Source organism: Microbacterium sp. NRRL B-14842 (assembly GCF_050470785.1).
This window is the reverse complement of sequence record NZ_JBFLUM010000082.1, coordinates 1-26,069: the sequence shown is the minus strand read 5'-3', so window position 1 is coordinate 26,069 and position 26,069 is coordinate 1. Positions and strand designations below refer to the sequence as shown.

Sequence of the window (26,069 nt, the reverse complement as noted above, 5' to 3'; positions counted from 1 at the left end):
CCGGCCGTCGCCGTGTTCCTGGCGATGTTCGTCATCCCGATGATCCTCGCGGCGGTGCTCAGCTTCACCGACTGGAACGGGTACAGCCTCAATTTCACCTTCGTCGGCTGGGACAACTACATCAAGGCGTTCCGCAGCCCGCGCTCGATACAGGCCGCGATCTTCACGGGCATCATCGCCGTGGTCGGCACGATCCTCTGCAACGCCATCGGCCTCGCGATCGCCGCCCTCATCTCCGGGCCCGGCCGCTCGAACACGATCCTGCGGACGGTCTTCTTCTACCCGTACGTGATCAGCGCCCTCATCATCGGCTTCCTGTGGTCGGCGATGCTCTCCCCCACCGGCGCCGTCAACGGTCTGCTCAGCACGCTCGGCCTCCCGGCCATGCCGTTCCTCACGGACCCGACCTTCGCCAAGGCGAGCGTGATCTTCACGATCGTGTGGTCGCACTTCGGCTTCAATATGATCCTGTTCCTCGCCGGCATCAAGTCGGTCCCGGCGGAGTACTACGAGGCGGCGACGGTGGACGGCGCCACGCGGTGGCAGCAGTTCCGCTCCATCACGCTGCCGCTCATCGCCCCCGTCTTCACCGTGAACCTCGTGCTCACGCTCGTCGGGCTCCTCAAGGCGTATGACGTGGTGCTGTCGCTCACCGACGGCGGGCCTGCCGGCTCGACGCAGACCATCGTGTACCAGATCCTCAAGGACTCCTTCGCGAACTCGGCCCTCGGCTTCGGCGCCGCGCAGTCCATGATCCTCCTCATCGTCACCGCGGTCGTCGGCCTCGCCGTCACCCTGGTGCGACGCCGCGCCGAGCAGAAGGCGACCGACTGATGAAGCAGACCCGCAACCGCCCGGCCCTCGCCGTCAGCGCGATCCGGTGGATCGTCCTCGGCGTCGTCGCGATCACGATGCTGATCCCGATGTACACGATGCTGATCAACGCGTTCAAACCGCAGGCCGACATCATCGAGAACCCCCTGCTGATCACTCCGCAGATGTTCACGTTCGACTACCTGTGGGCCGCGATCACGAGCAGCAAGTTCAACGTGATCGCCGCGTACGGCATCACGCTGCTGTTCGTCGTGCTCGTGAACCTGTGCTGCATCGCCCTCGCCGCGCCCGTCGCCTACGTCATCGCCCGCGGGCGGTCGAAGTGGCACCTGGGACTGCTGCTGCTCTTCGTCTCCGGCTCTTCATCCCCGGTCAGGTGACGCTGATCCCCGTCGTCTTCGTGCTGCGGGTGCTCGGGCTCATCAACACGATCCCCGGGTTCATCCTCTTCGAGACGGCGGCGACCCTGCCGGTGACGATCTTCCTGTTCACGGCCTACCTCCGCAGCGTGCCGCGTGACATCGACGAGGCGGCGTCCCTGGACGGCGCCGGGCCCATCCGCGCGTTCTGGGCGTGCATCTTCCCGATCATGAAGCCCGTCGTCGCGACGGTCGTGGTGCTCAACTCGATCGGCGTGTGGAACGACTTCGTGAGTCCGCAGATCATCCTCGGGCCGAGCTCCGGGATCTACACGGTCACCACCGGCGTCTACGCGGCGGTCGGACAGTTCTCGACCGACTACACCCAGGTGTTCCCGACCCTCCTGCTTGCCGTGCTGCCCGCGATGGTGTTCTTCATCGTGATGCAGCGCCACATCATCGGCGGCCTGGTCGCCGGAGCGACGAAGGGATGACCGTGCCGGAGACCCCGCTCACCCGTCCGTTGCGCACGATCCCGGCCTGGGCCGTGCTGCAGCGCCGGCTCTTCGCCGAGGTCGAGGAGGCCCGCCGCCTCTTCCGCGACCGCTACACGCTGCCGGACGGCCGCCTCCGCGGCGTCGCCGAGTTCATCGACCGCGACGGCGTGGACGACCTGTACGAGCCCTTCTTCAACTGGCCCGCGTTCTACCTGCTCGGTGGCTCCGACGAGGTGCTCGCCGACGCCAAGCGGCACTGGGAGGGCGTGACCGTGCAGCTCGCCGAGGCGGGCATGCTCACCGAGGAGTACGACAACGGCTACGACTGGTTCCATCAGGGCGAGTCGCTGCTGTTCCTCGCCGGCATCTGCGCCGCCGACCCGGCCGACTCCGCGTTCGCCGCGCGCGCCGCCCGGTTCGCGGCCCTCTTCACCGACCCCGCACAGGGCAACTACGACGCCGAGCGCAACATGATCCGCTCGCCGCACAACGGCGCTCTGGGTGCGCGCGAGGGTCTCGACGAGAAGATCGTGCCGTACACGGCCGACCGGGACGAGATGCGCCCTTACGGTCTGCCGCTGCACGGCCTGGACGGCATCGTCTCCTGGGACGACCTCGCCGACCCCGCCCACGCCCAGCGGATGGCGGAGGAGATGCAGCGCCGCGCGGCGGGCGACATCGCCGTGAACCTCGCCGCGACCTCCCTCGCCGCGAACCGTTGGCTCTACGACGGTGACGAGGAGGCGGCCGCGTGGATCCGCCGGTACGTCGACGGCTGGCGCGCGCGGGCGGACGGCGGGCTGCTCCCCGACAACGTCGGCCCGGACGGCACCGTCGGCTCCCTCCACGACGGCCGCTGGTGGGGCGGGCACTACGGCTGGGCCTGGCCGCACGGGCTGCACTCGGTCGGCATGAGCGCCCTGATCGGTGCCCTCAACCACGCGCTCGTCACAGGCGACGACGCCGCCCTCGACCTCGTGCGCACGATGCTCGACACCGTGCTCGCCGAGGCGCGCACGGGCAGCGTCGCGGAGTCCACCTACAGTCTGCGCGGCGGATGGATGGCCCGGCTCGGTGCCGCCGCCACCGAGCCGGGACTGCTCGTCCCGTACCGTCACGGCGCGGACGGCTGGTTCGACTACGGTCCGCTGCAACTCGACCTCCCCCTGTGGCTCTGGTGGTGGTCGCGACGGGCGTCTGACCGGGAGCGGCTGGAGACGGCGATCGCCGGTCTCCCCGACTCCACCGACCTCGTCGCGCCGTTCCGCGACAAGGAGGAGGCGGGCCACGAGGCCGGCTGGTTCGCGTATCTCTCCGGCGACCTTCCGGACTACCCGGTGCGGGCATTGGAGATGGCGCTCGGCCAGGTGGCGCGCCGTGCCGCGATGATGCTCGCCGACGACCGCGACCCCGACGCCGCGCACCTGCACTTCTGGCAGCGCGTGAACCCCGTCGTGACCGAGGTGCTGACCCAGCTCGTCAGCGGGGCTCCACAGGTGCTCTACAACGGCGGACTCGGTTTCACGGCTCTGCGCTACGAGGATGTGGACCGCGCGCGACCCGGGCTCCCGGAGGACGTCGCCGCGCTCGTGCACCGCCTCGACGACCACGGCATCGGCGTGCAGCTCGTGAACGCCTCCGCCGTGCACACCCGCACCGTGCGGCTGCGCGGCGGGCGCTTCGGGCTCGACCGGATCGTCCAGGTGACCGCCACCGGGGAGGAGCCCGGCTTCTGGCCCGGCGCCTCGGGCACCTACACGGCCCCGGACGCCCCGCTCGTCACCACGACGTTCGACGTGGACGACGACCTCGTGGTGACCTTGCCCCCGGCGCACAGCGCCGACCTCGACCTGACCATCGCGCGTGCGACCGGCTCGCCGCGCCACCTGTTCCCTGAAGGAGACGCATGAGCGCCGATCTGATCCGACCCGACTTCGCCCTGCCCGTGCGGGGTGGGGCCTACGAGCGGCCCTCGCGCGAGGTGGTCGACTCCTTCGACGCGATCTCCTCCGCCACCGCGTGCGCCAAGCTGCACGGGCTCGGGATCCGCCGCAGCTACATCGACGGGCCGGAGCCGCTGAGCCTCGGTCAGCGCGTGGTCGGCTCGGCGCTGACGCTGCAGTTCATGCCGCAGCGCGAGGACATGGCCTCCGGCGACGGTCAGGAGTACGCCGAGCGGCACACCGCCCTGTGGCACGTGCTCGAGGCCGTGCAGCCCGGCGACGTGCTGGTGATCCAGGCCTACGGCAGCCGCTTCTCCGGGTGCATCGGCGACATCCTGGCGCGTTACTTCGCACGCAAGGGCGGGGCGGGGATCGTCGTGGACGGCCGCATCCGCGACGCCGGCCGCATCCGCGAGCTCGGCATCCCGGTGTGGTCGACGGGCACGACCCCGCACTACGCCTCGCAGTCGGAGCTCGTGCCGTGGGCGTACGACGTGCCGGTCGCGGTGGGCGGTGCGCTGTGCATGCCGGGCGACCTCGTGGTCGCCGACGACGACGGCCCCGTCGTGGTGCCGCAGGCGATGGCGCCGCAGGTCGTGGACGACGCGCGCGATCATGAGGAGTGGGAGGTGTTCAGCCGCCGCCGCCTCGACGAGGGCGCGCGCCTGAGCGACTACTACCCGCTGACCCCCGACAGCCGCGAGGAGTACGAGGCATGGCGTTCCGTCCAGAGCTCCGTCCGCTGAACCCCGACGTCGCCGCGCGCGACGACGTCGGACTCGGTTGCGCGCCGATCGGCAACCTCTTCGCCCCCGTGGCGGACGCCGACGCGGTGGCCACCGTGCATGCGGCGCTCGCCCGGGACGTGCGGTTCTTCGACACCGCGCCCCTGTACGGGTCGGGTGAGAGCGAACGGAAGCTCGGCCTCGCCCTCCGCGACGTCCCGCGCGACGACTACGTGATCGCGACGAAGGTCGGCCGGGTGCTCGTCGATGCGGACGGCCGGCCGGTCTCGGGAGCCGCGAGCGGGCACGACTCCGTCGTCGATCTCAGCAGGGACGGCGTGCGGAGGAGCCTCGACGGCAGCCTCGCCCGGCTGGGCGCCGATCGCGTGGACGTGCTCCACCTGCACGACCCCCTGGACGTGGAGGCGGCGTTCGCGACAGCACTCCCGGCGCTCGTCGAGCTGCGCGACGAAGGGGTGGTGCGCGCGATCAGTGTGGGCCTCGGCCGCCTCGACCCCCTGGAGCGCTACGTCGCCGAGGCGCCGCTCGACGTGGTGATGGAGGCCGGACGACTCACTCTGCTCGACCGCACCGCCCTGGACCGGCTGCTGCCGACCGCGGCGGCCCGTGGCATCGGGGTGCTCGCGGCCGCGGTGTTCAACTCCGGCATCCTCGTCGACCCGGTCGGCTCGCCGTTCTTCGAGTACAAGCCCGCACCCCCGGAGCTCCGGGAGCGGGCGCTGCGGTTGCAGGCCGTGTCCGCGACGTACGGCGTGCGGCTCGCCGACGCCGCGGTGCAGTTCCCGCTGCGGCACGGTGCGGACGCCGTGGTCGTCGGGGCTCGGACGCCCGCGGAGGTGGACGCGTTCGTGGACGGCCTCGATGCCGAGCTGCCCGCCGCGCTGTGGGACGCCCTCGACGCGGAGGCCGCGTGACCGCGCGGCGCAGGATCTGACGTGCGGATCGTCGACGCCCACGTGCACGTCTGGGATGCGGATGCCTTGCCGATCCCCTGGTTCCGCGACGACCTCGGCCTTCCCCGCCACGCCGCGGCCACAGACCTCGGGCGGGAGCTGACGGACGCCGGCGTCTCCTCCGCCATCGCCGTGCAAGCAGCGGACTCGGTGGCCGAGGCGGAATGGCTGACGGCGACGGCCGCCCGGGACCCGTACCTGCGGCGCGTGGTGCTGCAGTACACCCCCGCGCCGGGACGGGCCGCCGGCGCCACCGCAGTCGCGTTCTCTCCCGCCGTGGTCGGCGTGCGCGCCGCGGTGCCGCAGTACGCCGCTGACCTGTCCGATGTGGACGGCCTCGACGCCCTCGCCGACCACCTGGGCGCGACCGCCCGCACCCTCGAACTGCTCATCCGCCCGGAGCAGCTTCCCGCCGCGGCCGCCCTCTCCCGACGGCACCCCGGCACCGCGATCGTCCTCTGCCACCTCGGCCTCGGAGCACGGACGGCCGATGCCGCATGGCTCTCCGCCCTCGCCGAGGCCGCGTCGGCTCCGGGAGTGTCGGCGAAGGTCTCCGGGCTCGACCTCGCGGCGCGCGGGGCGGACGAGTCGCAGGAACTGCTGCGCTCCGCATTCACCCTCTTCGGCGCGGACCGGCTGATGTTCGGCAGCGACTGGCCGATGTCCACGCGGACCACAACCTACGCGGAGGTGCTCGCCGCGACCCGGCGGGCCCTTCCTCCCCTGTCCCCTTCCGAAGCTCGAGCATTCTGGTCCGGCACCGCCGACCGCCTCTCCCCCTTCACGGCCTAGCCCCCCGTCGCAGATCCTCACCGCGTCGCAGGGACTCTGGTCACCCGTGCGACCTCGGTGCGAAACTGCGACCCCGCGCAGGGACTCCGCAGCCCCGTCGCGGATCCTCACCGTGTCGCAGGGGCTCCGGCCAGCCGTGCGACCCCGGTGCGAAACTGCGAACTCGCGCGGGGGTCAGTCGAGGAGGGTGCCGGCGGCGTGGGCGCGGAACAGGGAGGACGCGGCCTCTTCGTCACCGGCGTCCAGCGTGTCGAGCAGGCCCTTGTGCCAGTCCGCGACCTCGTGCCAGTCCCCCGTGAAGGTGGGGTCGCCGAGCACGTGCATGACGCGCAGGCTCGGCTCCAGGAGGTCCCACATGCGGGGGAGGTACACGTTGCCGCTGGCCTCGATCACCGCACGGTGGAAGGTGAAGTCGAGCTCGCGGAACCGGGCGAGGTCCTCCGCCTCGGCCGCCTCGTGCATCTGTGCGATGAGGCCGACGAGCTCGGCCCGGCGAGCCGGGTCGAGCGCTCCGCAGGCCAGCCGTCCGGCCAGCCCCTCCAGCTCGACGCGGGCGACCTTGGCCTGCGCCGCCTCCTCCGCGGAGTAGCTCGCGACGAAGTTGCCCTGATGCCGCACGTGCGACACGAGACCCTCGTGGGCGAGCCGCTTGAGGGCGTCGCGCACGGGCGCCTGGCTCACCTGCATCTGCCGGGCGAGCTGCGACTCCACGAGCTGCTCGCCGGGAGCCAGCGTGGAGTCCTTGATCATCGCCTTGATGAGCGCGTAGATCTGATCAGACAGCAGTCCGCGCTGCAGTCCGGCCGTGCCGAGAGCATCCGTCATGACCATCAGTCTACGTCCATTATCGACTATCGCTAATGGATGCGGCCGTGCGCCAGGCATCCGCGATGAGGGCGGATCCGCGGGGCGTCGGGTGCACCCCGTCCGGCGCGAGCTCGACGACCGGATGCTCCTCCGCGGCCGCCGTGAAGACATCGTGCAGGGGCACGAACGCCGCCCCGTGTTCCGCGGCGAGAGCCCGCACCGCCGCCCGTTTCCCGTCGAGGTCGTCGAGCCACGCGCGCTGTTCCTCCGTCACCGGGAGGAAGTACGGCTCCATGAGGATCAGCCGCGGGGCGTGCGTCGCCACCGCTCGGGCGAGGAGGTCGCCGAGCGTCGCTTCGAAGTCCTCGGCCGGGGTCGGGTCGTCGCTGTCGAAGCGTCGCCACATGTCGTTCACGCCGACGTACACGGTCAGCAGCTCCGGAGCGGTCGGCGTCAGCTCCGCGTCCCACCGGGCGGCGAGGTCGCGGGCGCGGTCCCCGGCGATCCCGAGGTTGCGGACCGTGGCTCCCGCCGCCTGCAGCTCGGGCGCGAGGAGCGACACGTAGCCGTCGCCGAAGGACCCGGGGTCGGAGCGATCGCGCCCCGCGTCGGTGATCGAGTCTCCGATGAAGGTCACCCGCATCGTGGCACGTCCTGTTCGTCGTTCTTGAGCTTGGGTCGCACCGAGATCGGGAGCTCGACGCTCGCGCCAGCGTACGTCACGGTGAGCGTGTGGTGCGGGCGCACCTTGCTGCTGTCGAAGCCGCTGACCATGTCCGCCGTCACCTGCTGCGTGGTGCGGGAGCCGTCGCTCCAGTCCACCCCCAGCAGCATGCCGGTCACGTCGAGCTCCTCGCCGCGCACGTAGCGGGTCTTCGGGTCGGCCTCGGGGGCCCAGCAGATGCCGGTCACCGTCGCGGGCGGTGGCGTCGGCCGCACGGCCAGGGTGTTCGTCTTGCCGTAGTGGTAGACGTTGAAGAAGCCGTCGGCACCGATGCGGAGGTTCTCCCTGGCGTCGACCATGTTCCACACGGTCACGTCGTCCACCCGGAGCACGATGCGGGTGCCACCGTCCTCGGCGACGGCCCCGAACTCGATGCGGTGCGTGGAGCCCGGCTCGATGACCGTGTTGGGGATGCTGTCGAGCATGGTCTGCCCCGGGGTCCAGCTCTGGAACTCGATCACGTCCTCCTTGATCACCGCGAGGTAGCCGGTGTTGGAGTTCTGCCAGGCGGGGAGCCCGGTCTGATCGGAGCGCGCCTGGAAGCCGTACCAGCCGCCATCGAAGGCGCCGAACTCCGCCTCGAACTGCAGCAGGGTGTCGCCGAAGCGCTCGGCCTCGTAGCCGTGCACGCCCTGGCCGCTGATCACGACGCCGGTGTCGTCCACGGCGATGTGGTCGGACTGACTCCAGTTCGCCCCGTCATTCAGCTGGCCGTCGAGGCGGGTGGTCGGGTACTCGGCATCGTCCACCGTGACGGTGACCGTGTCGCTGAGGCTCGGGTCGGCGACCGAGGTCGCGGTGATCGTCGCGGTTCCAGCCGTGACCCCCGCGATCCGGCCGCCGGAGACCGTGGCGACCTCCGGGGCATCGGTCGTCCAGGTGACCCGGGCGTCGCTGGCGTCCTCCGGGGCGACCGTGGCCGCGACCGACCGCCGCTCCCCCACGGTCAGCCCCACGGCGTCGGCGTCCAGGCTCACGCCCGTGACCGGCACACCGGAGAGCGAGAACCCGACGTCGTCGAAGTCGAGCGAGGCGTAGTTCTCCACGTAGAACCCGACCCGACCGGCCTTGCCGGGCCCGGGGTCGGCGCCTTCCAGCGCGATCGCCCCGTTCACGGAGATCCGGATCTGCCCGTCCTGCACCGCGATGCGGACGTGCGACGTCTCCCCGGGGGTCAGGCCCTGCGCCGCCGGCACGACCTTCTCGGCGACGACCTTCCAGGCGTCGTCGAAGATCGTCCAGGTCGGACCGGCCGCGGCCTGACGGAAGCGGATGTAGCCGCCGCCCTTGCCGTTGCGGTCGTAGACGATCAGTCCCGCGTTGGCGGGGGTCGTCGCCGGGGCCGTGACGTCGAAGTCGAGCACGAACTCCGTGAAGTCCCGCGGCAGGATGCTGTTGGCGCCCTTGAGGATGCGGTACACCTTGTCGCCCGATGCATCCACCTGAATGGAGCGGTTCGGGTCGGTCGGCCAGCCGTTCGCCCCCGACTCGAAGTCGGTGAAGTGCAGCACGCCGTCGCCCTCCTCGACGATCACCTCGATGGTCGCGGTCTTGGTGGCATCGGCCTTCGCCGTCGCCGTGACCGTGGTCGTGCCGGGGCCCATGCCGAGCACCACGCCCTTGTCGTTCACGGTGGCGACGGCGGCATCGGCCGAGGCGTAGGTCACCGCGGCGTCGTCGGCGTTCCACGGCAGCGGCACGGCGCGCACGCGCACCTCGTCGCCCGCGTCGATCGTGAGCGTGTCGCTGTCGAACGCGATGCCCTCGAGCGGGACGGTCTGCGGCTGCTGCGTCTGCCCGATCGTGCCGTCGACCCCGATCTCGCCGAAGGCGATGGACTCGAAGCCCGGGATCTGGTCGAACACGGCGGCATCGGCCTTCAGCGTGTAGTCGCCGTTCGCGGCGTCCACGAAGCCGGGGTCGGCGTCGGCCACCCAGTTGTCCTCGTAGTTCAAGAGGTTCTTCCCGTCCTTCGCGCCGTGTTCGTTGACGCCGGCCATCCGGGCCCGGTTCGGGTTCCACACGACGTTCTCGGCGAAGGTGCTGTGGTTCGGGAAGTAGTGGTCGTCCTCGAAGAAGTGCGCGAGCTCGGGATACTTGGTCAGGTACGGCGTGCCCACGAAGTCGTTGTTGTCGGCGAACACCTTCTCCCAGGCCGGCATGTAGTCGCGGTCGACGACGTTGCCCTCCTGGTCGCCCATCCACTGCTCGTAGTTGTCGTACGGGGCGTAGGCGTCGACGAAGACGTTGTTGCGTGCCTCGATGTAGTCGGCCGAGCCGCTCTTGATCGCGCCGTTGCCCATGTTCACGAACACGTTCTTCTCGATCGTGAGGTCCCACGTGAAGTTGTCGGCGTAGATGCCCTCGACGCCCGCCATGCCGACGCCGATGTCGTGGAAGTAGTTCTCACGGAACACGTGGCCGCGCTGCTGCGGGGTCTTACCGGAGTTCATGTAGATCGCACCGAGGTCGTGGAACTGCTTGCAGACGTCGTACACCTCGTTGCGCTCGAACAGGTGGTCGTTGCCGTGCACGATGATCCCGGGATGTGGGGCGTCGTGGATCTCGTTGTCCCTGGCGATGTTGCCGACGCCGTCGAACATCACGCCGGGGTTGTAGGCCTTGTGGTAGTAGGCGAAGTCGGCGATCTCGGAGTTCTCGACCCGGTTGCGGCCGGGTTCGAGCGTCGTCTTGTCACCGCCCTGGAGCACCACGCCGACGCCGCCCACGTGCGTGAGCCGGCTGTCGGTGACGGCGTGGTCGCGGCCGCCGCGGTTCACCGGGATGCCGTCGTAGGTGTAGCGCCCCGGCGAGTTGATGAGCACGCCGCCGTCGGTGAAGTTGCGGATGTCGCTGTGCGAGATCGTGACGTGCGAGCCGCCGAGGATGACCGCGGCCGTCGCGCGTCCGTACTCCATCACGAGGTCGTCGAAGTTCACGTAGGAGGCCCCGTCGGCGCGCAGCATCGGCTCATCGAGCGTGGTGACCGTCACGGCGCCGCGGCCGGACGTGAAGGCCGCGTTCGGGATGAGGTACAGCTTCCCGGCGTCGCGGTCGATGTAGTACTCGCCGGGGGCGTCGAGCTCCTCCAGCAGGTTCTGCGCGAAGTGGAAGTCGGGGAACCAGCTCTTCATGATCCCGGACATCTCGCCGTAGCGGAGGGTGATGGTCTTCGCCTCGGTGTCGATGCTCTCGACCTTGTTGTACGACCACTCCCAGCTGTAGCCGAAGATGCCGTCCAGCCAGACGTCCTCGGCCTGCGTCCAGTGCTTCGGGCGGTCGTAGCCGTAGCTGAACGTGCCGCCGCGCTCCTGCAGGTCGGCGTCGTTGCGGTCCGGCCCGGCGTCGATGATGTCGCCCATCTGCACGGTCGGGGTGGCCGCGTCGGCGTTGGGCCAGCGCGCGAGGGTCATGCCCTGGCCGTCGATGAACAGCTCCATGGGCGGGGTGGTGCTGACGTCGTTGGCCTTCCAGTAGCCGTGGCGGCTGAGCTGGCCGTAGTCGGTGATGCCGAGGTCGGCGAGGTCGATCCCGACGACACGGTCGCGGGCAGCTGGGTCGATGATGCGGTCGGTCACCGCCGCGTCGTCGACCGCGGCGAACTGGTCGCGCGGCAGCTCGCGACCGCCGGTGAGGGTGGCAGTCTCCCCCGGGTACGAGCGGTAGGTGATGGGGGCGTCGGCAGTGCCCGAGTCCTGCGCGCCGATCTCGAACGACGCCGAGCGGGGGTACGTGCCCTCCCGGAGGTACACCGTGAGGCCGTCGTTCGGGAGCGCGGAATCCGCCTTCAGCGCGCGGATCCGGTCGCGGGCGCCTTCCAGCGTCGCGAGGGGGTCGTCGATCGTGCCGGAGGCCGCGTCGTCACCTCCCGGCGCGAGGTAGAGGGCGTCATCGTCCGCGGCCGCAGCCGCCGACGGGACCGCCGCAGCGAGGGCGGATCCGAACACCGCCGCCAGGGTCAGGCTTGCCAGTACACGCTTCATCGCGTCTCCGAACTGTCGCTTCCCGCACGGCCGATGCGCGCGGCGCCGCGGGAGCGGCTGCTCCGACCGTAGCCAATCGATAATCGACTAGCAAGGATCGATACTGATCGTTTCAAATCGTCGATGTGTCAGAACGCCCGCCCCACACTGAGCAGTACGCCTAGTGATCCCGAGCCGCGAGGAGGGAGGTCGGGATGTGCCCGACCGCGAGGACGACCGCGGCGAGCGCGATCCACGGGTTCTGCAACCACGCCGCTGTGCCGAGGAAGGCGGCCACCGGCGCGAGAGCCATCGGCACCGGGATGCCGAAGACGGTGTCGAACAGCGCCGACCCGGGCCGGCCGCGACGCAGGTAGCGGATCCAGAGGGCCCCGTACGCGAGCACCGCCAGCGCCACCGGCACCGCCCACCCCCACGCGATTGCGCCGGTCGCCGTGATCGCCGGGACCGTCATGCAGAGCGCCTGCCCTGCCCTCTCGAACACGAGGAGCACACGGGGCACCGCCGGGCTCTCGAGCTTCGGCCTCGGCGGGAAGGGGATCAGCAGCAGGTTCGGGAGGAAGATCGCGAGACTCACCGCCAGGCCGAGCAGTGAGAACCCCATGTCGTGATCGTACCGAGGGCGCCCTCCGGGTGAATCAGTTCACAAAGCAAACATTTTCCACCACTTTCTGACTATTGCGCTCTCCAGTTGACGTCGCTGTAATCTGCCGGAAATACTGAGGAAGCCCGAGACCGCACCGCGTGAGTGCGGACACATCACCCCAGGCCAAGGATGACCTAGATGACAGAACAGACCATTTCCTCACAGATAGGAACAGGTCGCCGGCCCCGTCGCCTCTCGGACGGGATGTTCGCGCTCCTCCTCACGGCTCCCGGCCTCGCGCTCCTCGCCGCCGTCGTCGTGTACCCGCTGATCACGGCCCTCATCACCGCGTTCTACAAGCAGAGCCTCGTCGAACCAGGCCGCGAGTTCGTCGGCTTCCAGAACATCGTCGACGTGCTCACCGGCGAGTTCTTCCCCCTCCTCACCCAGACCCTCGTCTTCACCCTCGGCACGACCATCGCGCCGTTCGTGATCGGCTTCGGCCTCGCCCTCGCCCTGAACACGCGCATCCGCGGCGCCAAAGTGCTCCGCGGCCTCATGCTCATCCCGTGGCTGATCCCCGGCGTGGTCGTGTCGTTCCTGTGGATGTGGATCTTCAACGCCAACTACGGCGTGCTCAACGCCGCGCTCGAGACCGTCGGCCTCATCGACTCCCCGCAGGCGTGGCTCGCGAACCCCACCACCGCCATGATCGCCGTGATCGTCGCGAAGACCTGGCAGTCGTTCCCCTGGATGATGGTCATGCTCCTCGCCGGCCTGCAGACCGTGCCGATCGAGCTGCACGAGGCCGCCGAGATCGACGGCGCCGGCACCATCCGCCGCTTCTTCTCCATCACGGTCCCGCAGATGAGCGGCATCATCGGCCTCGTGATCCTGCTGGAGTTCATCTGGAACTTCCAGCACTTCGACATCATCTACGTCCTCACCGGCGGCGGTCCCGCCGGCTCCACCCAGACGTTCGCGACCGCCGTGTACGAGACCGCGTTCGACGGCTTCGACCTCGGCCACGCCGGGGCGATCGGCCTGCTCTGGATGATCCTGCTGATGGCGCTCGTCGTCGTCTACGTCCGCCTGTCCGAGAAGGGAGAGAAGCGATGACCGCCGTGCTGACCGAGGAGACGGTGGCCGCCGTCTCCGCCCCGCCCGCCGCACCCCGTCGTCGGCGCCACCGCGCCGACCGCCGTGCCTCCACCGTGAGCGCCTGGATCGCCGTCGTCGTGTTCGGCGGGTTCGCGCTGCTGCCGGTGTACTGGCTGCTCGCGACCTCGCTCACCCCGCGCACGGAGGTGTTCAGCTACCCGCCGAAGCTGTTCCCCACCGAGATCACCTTCGAGGCCTACGCCGCCCTCGCGAACAACCCGGCCCTGTTCGGCTACCTCCGCAACAGCATCGTCGTCTCCGTCATCACCGCGATCCTCTCGGTCCTGGTGTCGGCGTACATGGGCTACGCGTTCTCGAAGTTCCGCTACCGCGGCCGCCGCAGCCTCATGTACTTCGTGCTGGCGTCGCAGATGTTCCCGCAGGCGCTACTGCTCATCACCCTCTATGCGGTGTTCTCGGCATACAGCCTGCTCAACACCTACACGGCGCTCGTGCTGTCGTTCACGACGTTCACGCTGCCGCTGTGCGTGTGGATGTTGAAGGGCTTCTTCGACACGATTCCGGACGAGCTCATCGAGGCCGCGCGCGTCGACGGGGCCTCCCGCATGCGCATCATCCACTCCATCGTGCTGCCGCTGGCCGCGCCCGGCCTCATCGCCGCGGGGTTGTTCGCGTTCGTCCGCGGCTGGAACGACTTCATCTTCGCCCTCACGCTCGCCGGCCCCGACAAGCAGACCCTGCCGCCGGGACTCGTCAACACGTTCATCGGCGAGGCGTCCACCGCCTGGCCGGAACTCATGGCGGCTTCGCTGGTGGTCTCGCTCCCCGTGGCCATCGCGTTCATCGCCCTGCAGCGCTTCCTCGTCGGCGGGCTCACCGCCGGCGCGGTCAAGGGCTGACCCGCACCACCCCCTCATCCGCAGTCCCTCGAAGAAGAGAGAGCACCCCCATGTCCGAGAACACCACCGTCTCCCGTCGCCAGCTCCTGCAGTTCGCCGGGCTCGGCGCCGCCGGCCTCCTCCTCGCCGGTTGCATGCCGAGCGGCGGCGGCAACGGCAGTCCGTCCTCCTCCCCCGGCGCCGGACTCGGCACCGGCGGCTTCACCGCCACCGACTTCTCCTTCTCCAGCTGGTCGCTGACCGAGGAGGCCGCCGCCCCGGCGACCCGCGCGCTGCTCGACGGCTACAAGAAGACCAACGAGGTCGGCATCACCGAGGTCTCCTTCCCCTACAACGAGTACTTCAAGCAGCTCATGCTGCAGGTGCGCGGCGGGCAGTTCACCGGCGCCGCGCACGTCGACGTCGCCTGGCTCGCCTCGCTGGCCGCGCTCGGCAAGCTGGAGGACGTCTCGGCACTCACGAAGGGCCGCGGCTACACCGCGTCGAGCTTGGAGGCCACGCAGCTCGACGGGAAGCAGTACGCGTTCCCGTGGACCATCGGCGCGATCGGGCTCATCACCAACTCGGAGCTCCTGAAGAAGGCGGGGATCTCCACGTTCCCGACCACCGTCGACGACTTCGAGGCGGCGCTGAAGAAGCTCAAGGCCCTCGGCGGCGGCCTCATCCCCTACGCCGCCTCGACCAAGGCCGCCCAGCTCAAGGACGTTCTCATCTGGATGCAGACGTTCGGCAGCGACCTCGTCAAGGACGGCAAGGTCACGATCGGCGACGACGCGAGCATCGAGGCGGTCACCTGGTACAAGTCGCTGTACGACCAGGGGCTCATCGCCGCCGACGTCGACCGCTTCGACGCCCGCTCGCTGTTCTCCCAGGGCCGCGCCGCCATCTACGACGACGCCCCCGTGGGCCGCGCGTCCGTCACGAAGGACTCCCCGGATCCGGACCTCGCCTCCAAGCTCGTGCCCGAGTCCCGCCCCGTGCTGAAGAAGGGCGACACCCCGCGCGCCCTCGTCTGGGGCGGCGCGATCGCCATCGTCGGCGGCGGAGCCGGCGACAGCACGCGCACGGCCGCGGACTTCGGCCAGTGGGCCACGAGCGACCTGAAGGCGGTGCTCGGCGACTACGAGCTGCGCGGACTGCCGCCGGTGACCGAGGAGGCGCAGGCCTCGAAGGAAGTGGCGTCCGACGCGTTCGGCTCGCGCTTCGCCGAGAAGATCACGGCGACCGCGACCACCAACCCGTTCTGGCAGTACCCGCAGTACGCCCAGATCGAGACCGTGATCGCGGACCGCGTGCAGGCCGTCCTCGTGGGACAGCAGAGCGCGAAGGACGCGATGGCGCAGGCCGGCGACCAGGCGCAGAAGCTGCTGGGCTGAGGAGCATCGCCATGACCCTCCGCTGGAAGGCCGGCGCCACCGCTGCCGCCGCCCTCACCGCACTCGTCCTCGCCGCGCCGGCTCCGGCCGCCGCCGCGACCCCCGACGTCGAGACCGTGCCCGTCACGGTCGACAGCTCCAACCAGTCCGGCTGGTGGAACCCGCTCGTCGTCGACGGCGACGAGACGTACTTCGCCTACAACGTGCCCGGTTCGGTGGCGGCGAAGCACCAGGTGAACCTGGCCGTCCGCGCCGCCGACGGCACGTGGACATCGGGCTGCCTGCGCCTGGCGACCGGGGCCTGCGCGGAGTATGCGGACGACAACGGCCACAACCAGCCGTCCATCGCGATCGACGGCGACGGGTACATCCACGCGTTCGTCTCCATGCACCACGAGCCGTGGAAGTACTTCCGCTCCACCGTGCCCTACGACGCGACCTCGCTCGTCGACGTGAGCGCCGAGATGCCCGACGCCGGCGCCGCGATCTCCTACCCGGTCACCGCGCAGGGCGCCGACGGCGACATCTGGCTCATGGTGCGGGTGGGCGCCGACCCGCAGGCCCGCCGCGACGGGGTGCTGTACCACTATGACCCCGTGGCCGGGACGTGGACCCGCGAGACGACGATCGCCGCCGCCGTGAACCACTCCTTCTACCCGGACGACCTCGAGGTCGATGCCAGCGGCAAGGTGCACGTGCTGTGGGAGTGGGGCCCGTGGCCGGCCGATCCCTACCGCCACCTCGGCTCGTACGCGGTGTACGACCCGGCCGCAGGCGGCTTCCGCGACGTCGCCGGGCAGGCGCTGCCGACCCCGATCCGCCCGGACACCCCCGGCGCCGTCGTGTGGCGCGGCTACGAGCCCGGCGAGACCATCGGCGACGCCGTGCCCGCGGTGCAGACCGCGAAGATGGCCCTGGCCGACGGCGACCTCGTGGGCGTGACCTACCGGTACGCGGACGAGACCGAGAACGCCTTCGACGTGCGGTGGGCGACCTGGACCGGCTCCGCCTGGACGAGCGAGACCCTCGTGGACACGGACGCCCTCGGTGGCGGCGTGCAGACCATCGCGGCGCTCGACACCACCACCGCCGGCGGCGAGACCCGCGTCTACGCCGTGGTGTCGGTGCAGGACTGCGGCATCACCCGCAGTCAGACGGTGCTGCTGACCGCCGGAGCGTCCGGATGGACCGCCGACACCGTGGGCGATCCGGTCGTGGGCCAGCAGCGCCTCCGCGCGGCGACCCGCACGGACGGCACCGACGTCGTCTACCTCAGCGCCCCTGCTGTCCCCAACGGAGGGACGCTGCGGCATGCCGAGATCCCGCGCGACGGGCAGCCCGGCACCACCAGCCTCTCCGCCATCGTGGCCTCCCTCCGGGGCGACGCCGGCGGCGAGAACCTGGCGCTCGGCGGCACCGCGACCGCCTCGTCCCAGCTCCGCGCCGACACCGGCCCGGAGAAGGCGATCGACGGCGGCTGCACGGATGCGAGCCGGTGGATCTCGGCGGCCTCCGACACCCAGCCGACCATCACGGTCGAGTGGGACGAGGCCGCGCCGCTGGACGTCGTCCGGGTCCGCAGCGGATACACGGTCGGCCCGCCGCAGACCTCCGTGCTGCGCGACTTCACCGTCCAGCTGCGCACCGCGAGCGGCTGGGTCACGGTCGGCACCGTCACCGGCAACACGCAGACGACGGTCGTGGTCGACGCCCAGGGGCGGACGGCCGATGCCGTGCGCCTCGTCATCACCGACCCGTCCGACTCCGCCACCGACGTCGCCCGCGTCTACGAGATCGAAGCGATCGCCGCGCGCTGAGCGGCATCACCACCCCTCCCGAAAGGAACCCATCCCCATGCGCACCCAGACCGTCGAAGCCGACATCATCGTCGTCGGCGGCGGCCTCGCCGGAGTGAGCGCCGCCGTCGCGGCCGCCCGCCTCGGCCGACGTACCGTGCTGATCAACAACCGGCCGGTGCTCGGCGGCAACTCCTCCTCGGAGGTGAGGGTCTGGGTGTGCGGAGCGACCGCCCACGGCAACCAGCGGTGGGCGCGGGAGACCGGGATCATCGGCGAAATGTACCGGGAGAACCAGTTCCGCAACCCCGAGGGCAACCCCGTGTACTGGGACGACGTGGTGCTCGACATCGTGCGCCGCGAGCCCAACCTCACGCTGTTCCTCAACACGGAGGTGCTCGAGGCCGAGGCCACCGGACCCGACGACGCCCGTCGGGTCCGGTCGGTCACCGGTTGGACGATGGGCTCGGAGATCCGCACCGTCTTCCGCGGGCCGCTCTTCCTCGACTGCACCGGAGACGGCCTGGTCGGACGGCTCGTCGGCGCCCGGCACCGACTGGGCAAGGAGAGCCGCAGCGAGTTCGGCGAGGACTGGGCGCCCGAGCAGCCCGTGCGCGAGTTCCTCGGCTCGACGCTCCTCTTCTATACGAAGGATCTCGGGCACCCGGTGAAGTACGTCGCGCCGGAGAGCGCGAAGGACATCTCGACCACCCCGATCCCCTCGTCGCGCATCATCCGCAGCGGCGACAGCGGCGCGCACTACTGGTGGATCGAGTGGGGCGGCACGCTCGACATCGTCGACGACAACGAGGCCATCCGCGACGAGCTGCGGTCGGTGATCCTCGGCATCTGGGACCACATCAAGAACTCCGGCGAGTTCGACGCCGACAACCTGACCCTGGAGTGGATCGGCAACATCCCCGGCAAGCGCGAGTACCGCCGCTTCATCGGCGACTACACGCTGCGCCAGCAGGACATCCTGGAGCAGACGTCGTTCGATGACGGCATCGCGTTCGGCGGCTGGTCCATCGACCTCCATCCCGCCGAGGGCATGTACGCGACGGGGGCGGGCGCGGTGCAGCGCTTCTCGGACGGCGTCTTCGAGATCCCGTTCCGCTCGCTCTACTCCGTCAACGTCGACAACCTGCTCATGGCGGGTCGCGATATCTCGGCCACGCACATCGCCTTCGGTGCCGCCCGAGTGATGGCCACGTGCGCGGCGATGGGCGAGGCCGCGGGCACCGCCGCCGCCCTCTGCTACGCCCACGACGCCACGCCCCGGGAGCTGTACGAGAACCACCGTGCGGAACTCCGGCAGACGCTGCTGCGCGCCGACGCCTCCCTCATCGGCGTCGCGAACGAGGATCCCTCCGACCTCGCCCGCACCGCCGCCGTCACCGCGTCCAGCACCCTGCGCACGATCGGCACCCCGGAGAGCACCGTGGCCGCGGCGACCCCGCACACCCTGACGGACGACCTCGGCATCGTCGTCCCCGTGCACCCGCGCCTCGACACCACCGAGCTCCTGCTCAGCGCCGAGGCCGACACGCAGGTCATGGTGGAGGTCTGGTCCACGGGCCGTCCGCAGAACATCGTGCCCGCGGTGCTCGAGCACCGCACGGTGATCGACGTCCCCGCCGGTGGCCCGTCCTGGGTGCGGGCGGAGACGCCTTTCGCGCCGGAGGAGCCGCAGAACGCGATCGTCGTGCTCCGCGCGAACCCGCAGGTGCACGTGCAGCTCGCCTCCGAGCTGCCGCCAGGGGTGCTCACCCTCGTGCACCGCGTCGACAACGACGACCGCAACGTGCAGGTCGACCGCGACGGCCTCCTCGTGCAGTGGCCGACCAAGCCGCTGCGCGGCCGGGTGCCCGCGTTCCGCACGAGCCCGGACTCCGAGGCCGTCGCGCCGGAGCGCGCCGTCTCCGGCTACAACCGTCCGTTCGGCGGACCGCACCTGTGGGCGTCCGCCCCGGAGGCGGAGGGCCCGCAGTGGCTGCGCCTGGACTGGGAGCAGCCGGTCTCGGCCTCCGAGATCCGTCTCGTGTTCGACGACGACGTGGACCTGGAGCTCAACACCCTGCATCACCACCGCAGCCCCGACGAGGTGCTGCCCCAGCTCGTGCGCGACTATCGCGTCGAGGTGCAGCCGGAGGGCTCGGACGAGTGGCGCACCGTGGCCGAGGAGCGCGACAACCGCCATCGCCTGCGGGTGCATCCGCTGCCGGCGGACCTCGGCGCCTTCACGGCCGCCCGCCTCGTGGTGGAGCGGACGAACGGCGTCGCGGAGGCACGCGTGATCGCGTTCCGAGTGCAATCGTGACGGAGGGCGCTAACGTGAAGGGCATCCGTCGTCCCGGCGGAGACCGTCGTCCCTCCAGGAGGCCGCAGGTGACCACCTCGCCCGGCGGCCGCGTGCTCCCCGTCGCGCGGGCCACCCGCACGGGGCTCATCGCGCTCGCGGTGCCGCATCTGGAGGAGCCGTACTTCGCGGAGCTCGGCTCGCGCATCGTCCGCGGCGCCGATGACCGGGGCCTGGCTGTGCTCATCGTGCAGACCGAGGGCGACCACGGCCGCGAGATCGACGTCGCCAACGGCGTCGGCCTGCCGCCCATCGACGGGCTCATCCACATCCCGCGCTCGCTCACGGTCGCCGACCTCACGCGCCGCACCTCCCCCGGGCCGCTCGTGCTGCTGGGCGAGCACATCCAGGTGAGCCCGTTCACGCACGTGACGATCGACAACCGGGCCGCCGCCTACACCGCCACGGAGCACCTGCTCGCGGTCGGCTGCCGCCGCATCGCCTTCGTCGGTCGCCGCGATGCCCGCCCGTCGGACGCCGCCGACCGTCGGCATGCCGGATACCTGGAGGCGCTGGCCGCCGCCGGAATCCCCGCCGATCCCGCACTCACCGCGCAGGTCGACGCCTTCACGGCCGAGGAGGGTGAACGCGTGGCGGGCGCCATGGCCGCCGCGGTCCCCGACCTCGACGGCATCGTCTGCTCGAACGACTCCGTTGCCCTCGGCGCCCTGGCCGCCCTTCAGGCCCAGGGACGGAACGTGCCGGGAGACGTCGCCGTCGTCGGCATCGACGACATCCGCGCCGCACGCTTCGCCGTCCCCGCCCTCAGCACCATCGCCCCCGACCACGCGCGCCTCGTGGACGCCGCGTTCACGGAGCTGGAACGGCAGATCGCCGCACCCCCGGGAGCCGATCTCCCGGTGCGGCACGTGACGGTCGGCGCCCGGCTGATTCCGCGGGCGAGCACGGCCCGATGACGGCGGCGGACTCAGTCCGCGAGGGCCGCCGCGAGCGCACGTTCGTCGCCGCCGTCGCGCGGCGCGACGTGCAGGGTACCGACGTGGGCGGCGAGCAGCTCCCGCGCGGAGTCGTCGAGGCCGTCGTCGGTGATGAGGCGGTCGATGTCGCTGAGGTCGGCGACGGTCGTGAGTCCGACCACGCCCCAGCGGCTGTGCTCCGCGAGGACGACGACCTCCCGCCCCGCAGCCATGAGCGCCCGGTTGGTCTCGGCCTCCAGCAGGTTCATGGTCGTGATCCCGGCCTGCTCGTCGAGGCCGTGGGCGTCGAGGAACACGAGGTCGCAGTGCAGGTGCTCGAGGGCGCGGACGGCGACCGGCCCGACGAGCGCCTGGGAGGGCGTGCGCACGCCCCCGGTGAGCACGACCGTCTGCGTGTACGGGGCGTCGGCGCGGTCCGGCGGCGAGAACAGGTCGGAGACCGGCAGAGCGTTCGTGACGACCGTGAGCTCCGGGATGCGCACGAGCTCCCGCGCGAGCGCCAGCGCCGTGGGTCCGCCGGAGATGCCGACCGCCATGCCCGGCTCGACGAGGCCCGCGGCCGCCGCGACGATCGCCCGCCGTTCCGCCGAGGCCGCCGGAGCCGGAACCAGACGCTGGAGGCCCCGCGCCCGCACGCCGCCACGGATGCGCTCGACCGCGCCCTCCTCGGCCAGCTGATCGACGTCGCGCCGCACCGTCATCTCGCTCACCTGCAGCGTGGCCGCGAGCTCGCCGATGGACGCAGTGCCGCGATCGCGGGTCAGGGCGAGGATGCGCTCGCGTCGTTCCGTGACCAGCACGCGGTCTCCTTCCGATGGAGCCTCCAGTCTGCCACGCACCCCCGCCCGCCCCACTCCCGGAACAGGATCCCTCAGCCCGCATGACCTTCCCCGAGCCTTACGCCACCTGGTTCCCCGATGCCGCGTTCGACGGCAGCTACGGCCGCACCGAAGCCGACCTCCGCGCCGTCCGCCCCGTGCCCGCGCCGCCCGGTTTCGCCGACCGCTGGCGGCGCTGGCGGCGCGAGGCCGCCGCGGTGGACGCGGCCCCCGTGGTCCTCTCCACCTCCGAGGAGCAGGGCCGTCGGGTGTCCGTCGTCGAGCATGCCGGCGTCGACGGCGTGCGACTGCGGGCCTGGGTGGTCGAGCCCCTCGACGGCCCTCCCCGCGCGGGCGTCGTGCACGGCCACGGCTACGGGGGTCGCGACGCGGTCGATCTCGCCCGGGTGCCGGACGACGTCGCGGCGATCTATCCCGTGGCCCGCGGGCTCGGCGTGCTGAACGCGGGGATCGGAGCGCCCGAGCCCACCCCCGAGCACGTGCTCGCGGGCATCGACGATCCGGAGCGCTACGTGCTCGGCCTCTGCGCGCGCGACCTGTGGCTGGCGGCGGACGTCCTCGTCTCGGTCGTCGGCGCGCTTCCTCTCTACTACGTCGGGGAGAGCTTCGGCGGCGGCATCGGCGCGCTCGCCCTGCCGTGGGACGACCGGTTCGTGGGGGCCACCCTCATCGTGCCGAGCTTCGGCCAGTACGACGAACGGCTGGCGGTGCCGTGCCTGGGGAGCGGGGAGACCGTGCGTCAGCACGTCCTGCGGCATCCCGAGGCCCGCGAGGTGCTGCGCTGGTTCGACTCCTCGACGAGCATCGGCTTCGCGGAGGTACCGGTCCGGGTGGAGGCGGCTCTCTGGGACCAGTACGTGCCGCCGCAGGGGCAGTTCGCGGTCGCCGCGGGGGCCCATGATCTCGAGCTGGCGGTGCTTCCGGCCGGCCATGCGGAGTATCCCGGGTGGGACGACGTGACGGCGGCCGCGATCCGCGACGGGCGCGCACATCTCGAGCGCGCGCTTGCCCGCTGAGACCGCCGCATGCGCGGCTCCTCGCGCGCGGGAGAGCACTGGACGCAACCTGTCATAACAGGTACAGTGAGCTTGTCATTACAGGTTGCGCGACGACGCAGCACCCGTTTCGAGGAGCATGGATGCCCGAGTACCAGACCCCGCCGATCTCCCCGAGGGCGATCGCCTTCGACGCTGAGAAGCTCACCCTCTCCCCCGAAGGCCCCACGCTGACCCGGCGGATGTCCGACCTCGAGGGCCTGTTCCGCGACCGCGACGCCTGGGCGGCCGCCGCCGCGGGCGAGGACCCGATCGTCTACACGGTCGTCAGCTCCCCTGTGCCCGAGATCGAGCGCGAGCTGCCGCAGTCGATCACCACGATCATGCCCGGCGACACGGGCGGCGAGCTCTGGATGACCAAGGGTCACCAGCACCCCGACCACCAGGGCGAGATCTACCTCGCGCTGCACGGCCGCGGCGGACTGCTCATGTTCGACGGCGAGCGCACTGAATGGCTCGACATGCTCCCGGGCACCATCGGCTACATCCCGCCGGGCTGGGCGCACCGCTCCGTGAACACCGGGGACGAGCCCTACTCCTTCCTCGCCGTGTACCCCGGGGGCGCCGGCCACGACTACGGCTGGGTGCTGGAGCACGGCATGGGCTCGCGGGCGTTCCGCGCGGAGTCCGGCGTCGACCTGCGTCCCTACGCGGAATAGGCTCCGGCCATGATCATCGCCCACGACCTCGGCACGACCGGGAACAAGGCGTCCCTGCACCACGACGACGGTCGCCTGATCGCCGCGGTCACCGTGTCGTACCCGGCCCACTTCGCGGCCGGCGGGGTCGCTGAGCAGAACCCGGCGGACTGGTGGCACGCGGTCGTCACGGCGACCCGCGATCTGCTCGCGCGCACCGGTACCGCCGCCGCCGACGTCGCCGGGCTCGTGGTCAGCGGGCAGATGATGGGCGCCGTGCTCCTCGATGCCGACGGAGAGCCCGCGCGGCCGGCGATCATCTGGGCCGACACCCGCGCCGGCGCCCAGCAGCGCGAGCTCGAGGCGGCGGTCGGCGCCGAGCGCGCGTACGGCATCCTCGGTCATCGCCTCAACCCCACCTATTCGATCGAGAAGGTCATGTGGGTCCGGGACAACGAACCCGAGGTGTGGGAGCGCGTGCGCCGGGTGTGCGTGGCCAAGGACTTCATCGTGCTGCGGCTGACCGGGCGGTTGGCCACCGACCGTTCGGACGCCTCCGGCACGAACGCGTACGACCAGGTCGCCGGCACGTGGTCCCCCGAGGTCCTCGCCGCCGCGCGGCTCGATCCCGCCCTGTTCCCCGAGATCCTGGAGTCGACGCAGATCGCGGGCCCGCTCACGGCCGCCGCGGCCGAAGCGCTCGGGCTGCACACCGGCGTCCGGGTCGTCATGGGCGGCGGCGACGGACCGCTCGCCGCGGTCGGCTCCGGAATCGTGGCGCCCGAGGACGGCGCCTATGTCTGCCTCGGCACCTCGTCGTGGATCTCCTTCGCGGCGGACGCCCCGCTGCACGACGCCGCGATGCGGACCTTCACCTTCGACAACGTCGTCCCGGGCTCGTTCGTGCCGACCGCGACCATGCAGGCCGGCGGCGCCTCCGTGCAGTGGATCGCCGAAGCCCTCTCCGTCGACCCGCGCACCCGGAGACGGGGCGCCTCGTCGCCGAGGCCGCGAGCGATGTCGACACCGACGATCTCTACTTCCTTCCCTACCTGCTCGGCGAGCGCTCCCCGCTGTGGGATCCCGACGCGCGCGGCGCGTTCGTCGGTCTCGCCCGCCACCACGGGCGCGCCCACCTCGTGCGCGCCGTGCTGGAGGGGACGGCGTTCAACCTCCTCACCTGCATCCAGGCGTTCCGGGGAGCTGGCGCGACGATCGACCGCATCGACGCGGTCGGCGGCGGGGCGCAGAGCGACGTCTACCTCGCCGTCCTCGCCGACGTCTGGGGAGTGCCGGTTCGTCGCCGCACCATCGTGGAGGAGGCGAACAGCCTCGGTGCCGCGGTCACGGGAGCCGTCGGTCTCGGCCTCACCGACTTCTCCGCCGCCCGAGCGCTCAGCGAGGTCACCGCCGAGTTCACGCCCGACCCCTCCCGGCATGCGGTCTACGCCGAGCGCCACGCGCGTTTCACCGACGCCTACACGGCCCTCGCGCCGTGGTTCGCCGGAAGGCCGCACTGATGGGCGTCATCCTCGTCACGAGCCGCTCTTCTCGGACGGCGACCTCGACCTGGTCGGGCGCGCCGCGCAGGCCGGACACCGTATCCTCCGCGGACCGCGCATCACGACCTCGACGAGCTGCGGGGTGCTGCTGCACGGCGCCGACGCCTGGATCGCCGGCACCGGACCGGTCACCGACGCGCACCTCGCCGCCGGCCCGAAGCTCAAGGTCGTGGCGCGCTACGGGGTCGGCACCGAGGCGGTGGACCTCGCGGCGGCGCGCGAGCGCGGCATCCCGGTCACGAACACCCCCGGCGCGAACGCCGACGCGGTCGCCGACCACGCGGTCGGCTCATGCTCGCCGCCCTGCGCACCATCCCGGACGGCGACCGCCGCGTGCGGACCGGCGACTGGACCGTGCCGCCGCGGCCGGGAGCTCGGCGCCGCGACGGTCGGCATCGTCGGCTTCGGGCGGATCGGCCAGGGGGTCGCGCGGCGGCTGGGCGGATTCGGTCCGCGACTGCTCGCCTCCGACCCGTTCCTGCCCGCCGACCTCGTGCGGGACCGCGGGCGCCGAACCCGTCACCCTCGACGACCTGTTCCGCACCGCCGATGTGATCACCCTGCACGCCCCCGGCGGGCAACAGCTCGTCGACGCCGACCGCCTCGCCGGGATGCGACCGGGCACCGTGCTCGTCAACACCGCCCGCGGCGACCTCGTGGACGAGCAGGCCGTGGCCGACGCCCTCCGCGACGGCATCCTCGCGGGTACGCGGCGGACACCCTCGACGGCGACACGGCCGCGCACGACAGCCCCCTGCTCAGACCCGGCGCTCGCCGACCGCGTCATCGTCACCCGCACCTCGGTGCCCAGACCACCCAGGCCGTCGACAACATGGGGGCGCTGTCCCTCGACGACGTGATCGCGGTCCTCCGTGGCGCCGACCCCGCCCACCCCGTCCCCGTCCCCGCGTCCGCCCCCAGGAGAACCGATGACCACCGCCGCGACGCCCTCCGCACCGCCCGCCACCGCCGACTACATGGGCTTCGTGGGCGTCACCACCGCCTCGTCGTCGATCATTGAAGGTGTTCCCGCTGTGGGCCGACATCCTCGGCCTCCCCACCCGGACCCCTCGTCGGCCACGACCTGCCGATGGATGCCGACCCGCGCAGTACCGCGCCATGGTCGAACAGATCCGCGACGACCCGCACCACCGCGGCGCGCTCGTCACCACGCACAAGATGAACGTGTACGCGCGGCGTCCGACCTGTTCGACGAGCTCGATCCGTTCGCGGTGTCCTGCGCGAGATCTCGAGCATCGCG

General features: G+C 71.2%; 22 protein-coding genes and 1 pseudogene. 18 read left to right on the top strand and 5 right to left on the bottom strand.

The features are described 5' to 3' along the window. The 7 genes from AB1285_RS25730 to AB1285_RS25700 all read left to right on the top strand — a co-directional run. A partial coding sequence (locus AB1285_RS25730) for a carbohydrate ABC transporter permease (RefSeq protein WP_429978162.1) occupies positions 1-834 on the top strand: 834 nt, incomplete at its 5' end. Next, positions 834-1,214 carry a hypothetical protein gene (locus AB1285_RS25725; RefSeq protein WP_429978161.1) on the top strand — a complete coding sequence of 127 codons (381 nt, stop codon included), beginning with the start codon at positions 834-836 and terminating at the stop codon, positions 1,212-1,214. The genes AB1285_RS25730 and AB1285_RS25725, both read left to right, overlap by 1 nt. Then, complete coding sequence (locus AB1285_RS25720) at positions 1,211-1,687, top strand: carbohydrate ABC transporter permease (protein ID WP_429978160.1); 477 nt, start codon at positions 1,211-1,213, stop codon at positions 1,685-1,687. The genes AB1285_RS25725 and AB1285_RS25720 overlap by 4 nt, the downstream gene beginning before the upstream one ends. Next, positions 1,684-3,600 (top strand): hypothetical protein, encoded by a 1,917-nt coding sequence (locus tag AB1285_RS25715; protein ID WP_370429022.1) that lies wholly within the window; start codon positions 1,684-1,686, stop codon positions 3,598-3,600. The genes AB1285_RS25720 and AB1285_RS25715 overlap by 4 nt, the downstream gene beginning before the upstream one ends. After that, the gene (locus tag AB1285_RS25710) at positions 3,597-4,379 is read left to right on the top strand and encodes a ribonuclease activity regulator RraA (RefSeq protein WP_259953317.1); all 783 of its coding nucleotides are present in this window, start codon (positions 3,597-3,599) and stop codon (positions 4,377-4,379) included. The genes AB1285_RS25715 and AB1285_RS25710 overlap by 4 nt, the downstream gene beginning before the upstream one ends. Then, a complete protein-coding gene (locus AB1285_RS25705; protein WP_370429021.1) occupies positions 4,349-5,293 on the top strand; it encodes an aldo/keto reductase in 945 nt (314 codons plus the stop codon). Before AB1285_RS25710 ends, AB1285_RS25705 begins: the two co-directional genes overlap by 31 nt. A gap of 21 nt (positions 5,294-5,314) precedes the next feature. Beyond that, positions 5,315-6,124: an amidohydrolase family protein gene (locus tag AB1285_RS25700; RefSeq protein ID WP_370429020.1), complete on the top strand. Its 810-nt coding sequence runs from the start codon at positions 5,315-5,317 to the stop codon at positions 6,122-6,124. 174 nt (positions 6,125-6,298) lie between these two features. On the opposite strand, the gene AB1285_RS25695 is transcribed toward AB1285_RS25700, so the two are convergent. The 4 genes from AB1285_RS25695 to AB1285_RS25680 all read right to left on the bottom strand — a co-directional run bounded on the left by AB1285_RS25695 (position 6,299) and on the right by AB1285_RS25680 (position 12,242). Beyond that, positions 6,299-6,949 carry a GntR family transcriptional regulator gene (locus tag AB1285_RS25695; RefSeq protein WP_136051814.1) on the bottom strand — a complete coding sequence of 217 codons (651 nt, stop codon included), beginning with the start codon at positions 6,947-6,949 and terminating at the stop codon, positions 6,299-6,301. A gap of 19 nt (positions 6,950-6,968) precedes the next feature. Then, positions 6,969-7,574, bottom strand: coding sequence for an SGNH/GDSL hydrolase family protein (locus AB1285_RS25690; RefSeq protein WP_370429019.1), 606 nt, complete (start codon positions 7,572-7,574; stop codon positions 6,969-6,971). Further along, positions 7,565-11,638 carry an Ig-like domain-containing protein gene (locus AB1285_RS25685; RefSeq protein WP_370429018.1) on the bottom strand — a complete coding sequence of 1,358 codons (4,074 nt, stop codon included), beginning with the start codon at positions 11,636-11,638 and terminating at the stop codon, positions 7,565-7,567. The genes AB1285_RS25690 and AB1285_RS25685 overlap by 10 nt, the downstream gene beginning before the upstream one ends. A gap of 160 nt (positions 11,639-11,798) precedes the next feature. Then, the gene (locus AB1285_RS25680; RefSeq protein ID WP_370429017.1) at positions 11,799-12,242 is read right to left on the bottom strand and encodes a hypothetical protein; all 444 of its coding nucleotides are present in this window, start codon (positions 12,240-12,242) and stop codon (positions 11,799-11,801) included. A gap of 246 nt (positions 12,243-12,488) precedes the next feature. On the opposite strand from AB1285_RS25680, the gene AB1285_RS25675 reads away from it, so the two are divergent. The 6 genes from AB1285_RS25675 to AB1285_RS25650 all read left to right on the top strand — a co-directional run bounded on the left by AB1285_RS25675 (position 12,489) and on the right by AB1285_RS25650 (position 20,693). Continuing rightward, positions 12,489-13,343 carry a carbohydrate ABC transporter permease gene (locus AB1285_RS25675; protein ID WP_174235390.1) on the top strand — a complete coding sequence of 285 codons (855 nt, stop codon included), beginning with the start codon at positions 12,489-12,491 and terminating at the stop codon, positions 13,341-13,343. Beyond that, positions 13,340-14,245 carry a carbohydrate ABC transporter permease gene (locus AB1285_RS25670; RefSeq protein ID WP_370429016.1) on the top strand — a complete coding sequence of 302 codons (906 nt, stop codon included), beginning with the start codon at positions 13,340-13,342 and terminating at the stop codon, positions 14,243-14,245. The genes AB1285_RS25675 and AB1285_RS25670 overlap by 4 nt, the downstream gene beginning before the upstream one ends. Positions 14,246-14,295: 50 nt before the next feature. Beyond that, the gene (locus AB1285_RS25665; protein ID WP_370429015.1) at positions 14,296-15,621 is read left to right on the top strand and encodes an extracellular solute-binding protein; all 1,326 of its coding nucleotides are present in this window, start codon (positions 14,296-14,298) and stop codon (positions 15,619-15,621) included. Positions 15,622-15,632: 11 nt separating this feature from the next. Beyond that, the gene (locus AB1285_RS25660) at positions 15,633-17,438 is read left to right on the top strand and encodes a BNR-4 repeat-containing protein (protein ID WP_370429014.1); all 1,806 of its coding nucleotides are present in this window, start codon (positions 15,633-15,635) and stop codon (positions 17,436-17,438) included. A gap of 37 nt (positions 17,439-17,475) precedes the next feature. Continuing rightward, complete coding sequence (locus AB1285_RS25655; RefSeq protein WP_370429013.1) at positions 17,476-19,737, top strand: FAD-dependent oxidoreductase; 2,262 nt, start codon at positions 17,476-17,478, stop codon at positions 19,735-19,737. A 68-nt stretch (positions 19,738-19,805) separates the two neighbouring features. Beyond that, entirely contained in the window at positions 19,806-20,693 is an 888-nt protein-coding gene (locus tag AB1285_RS25650; protein WP_268777049.1) for a LacI family DNA-binding transcriptional regulator, read from the top strand. 11 nt (positions 20,694-20,704) lie between these two features. Here AB1285_RS25650 and AB1285_RS25645 read toward each other — a convergent pair whose 3' ends face one another. Next, the gene (locus tag AB1285_RS25645; RefSeq protein WP_370429012.1) at positions 20,705-21,514 is read right to left on the bottom strand and encodes a DeoR/GlpR family DNA-binding transcription regulator; all 810 of its coding nucleotides are present in this window, start codon (positions 21,512-21,514) and stop codon (positions 20,705-20,707) included. A gap of 80 nt (positions 21,515-21,594) precedes the next feature. Between AB1285_RS25645 and AB1285_RS25640 the strand changes: the two genes are divergently transcribed. The 5 genes and pseudogenes from AB1285_RS25640 (at position 21,595) to AB1285_RS25620 (ending at position 25,829) form a co-directional block, all read left to right on the top strand. Beyond that, entirely contained in the window at positions 21,595-22,569 is a 975-nt protein-coding gene (locus AB1285_RS25640) for an acetylxylan esterase (RefSeq protein ID WP_370429011.1), read from the top strand. Positions 22,570-22,691: 122 nt separating this feature from the next. Next, positions 22,692-23,267, top strand: a complete 576-nt coding sequence (locus tag AB1285_RS25635; protein WP_370429010.1) for a glucose-6-phosphate isomerase family protein — start codon at positions 22,692-22,694, stop codon at positions 23,265-23,267. Between the two features lie 9 nt (positions 23,268-23,276). Next, positions 23,277-23,951, top strand: a pseudogene (locus tag AB1285_RS25630) (FGGY family carbohydrate kinase); the annotation flags it as partial. Next, positions 23,837-24,766, top strand: coding sequence for a xylulokinase (locus AB1285_RS25625; protein WP_429978164.1), 930 nt, complete (start codon positions 23,837-23,839; stop codon positions 24,764-24,766). The pseudogene AB1285_RS25630 and the gene AB1285_RS25625, both read left to right, overlap by 115 nt. Further along, on the top strand, positions 24,684-25,829 hold the full coding sequence (locus AB1285_RS25620; RefSeq protein WP_429978163.1) for an NAD(P)-dependent oxidoreductase: 1,146 nt from the start codon (positions 24,684-24,686) through the stop codon (positions 25,827-25,829). Before AB1285_RS25625 ends, AB1285_RS25620 begins: the two co-directional genes overlap by 83 nt. The last annotated feature ends 240 nt before the right edge of the window (positions 25,830-26,069 follow it).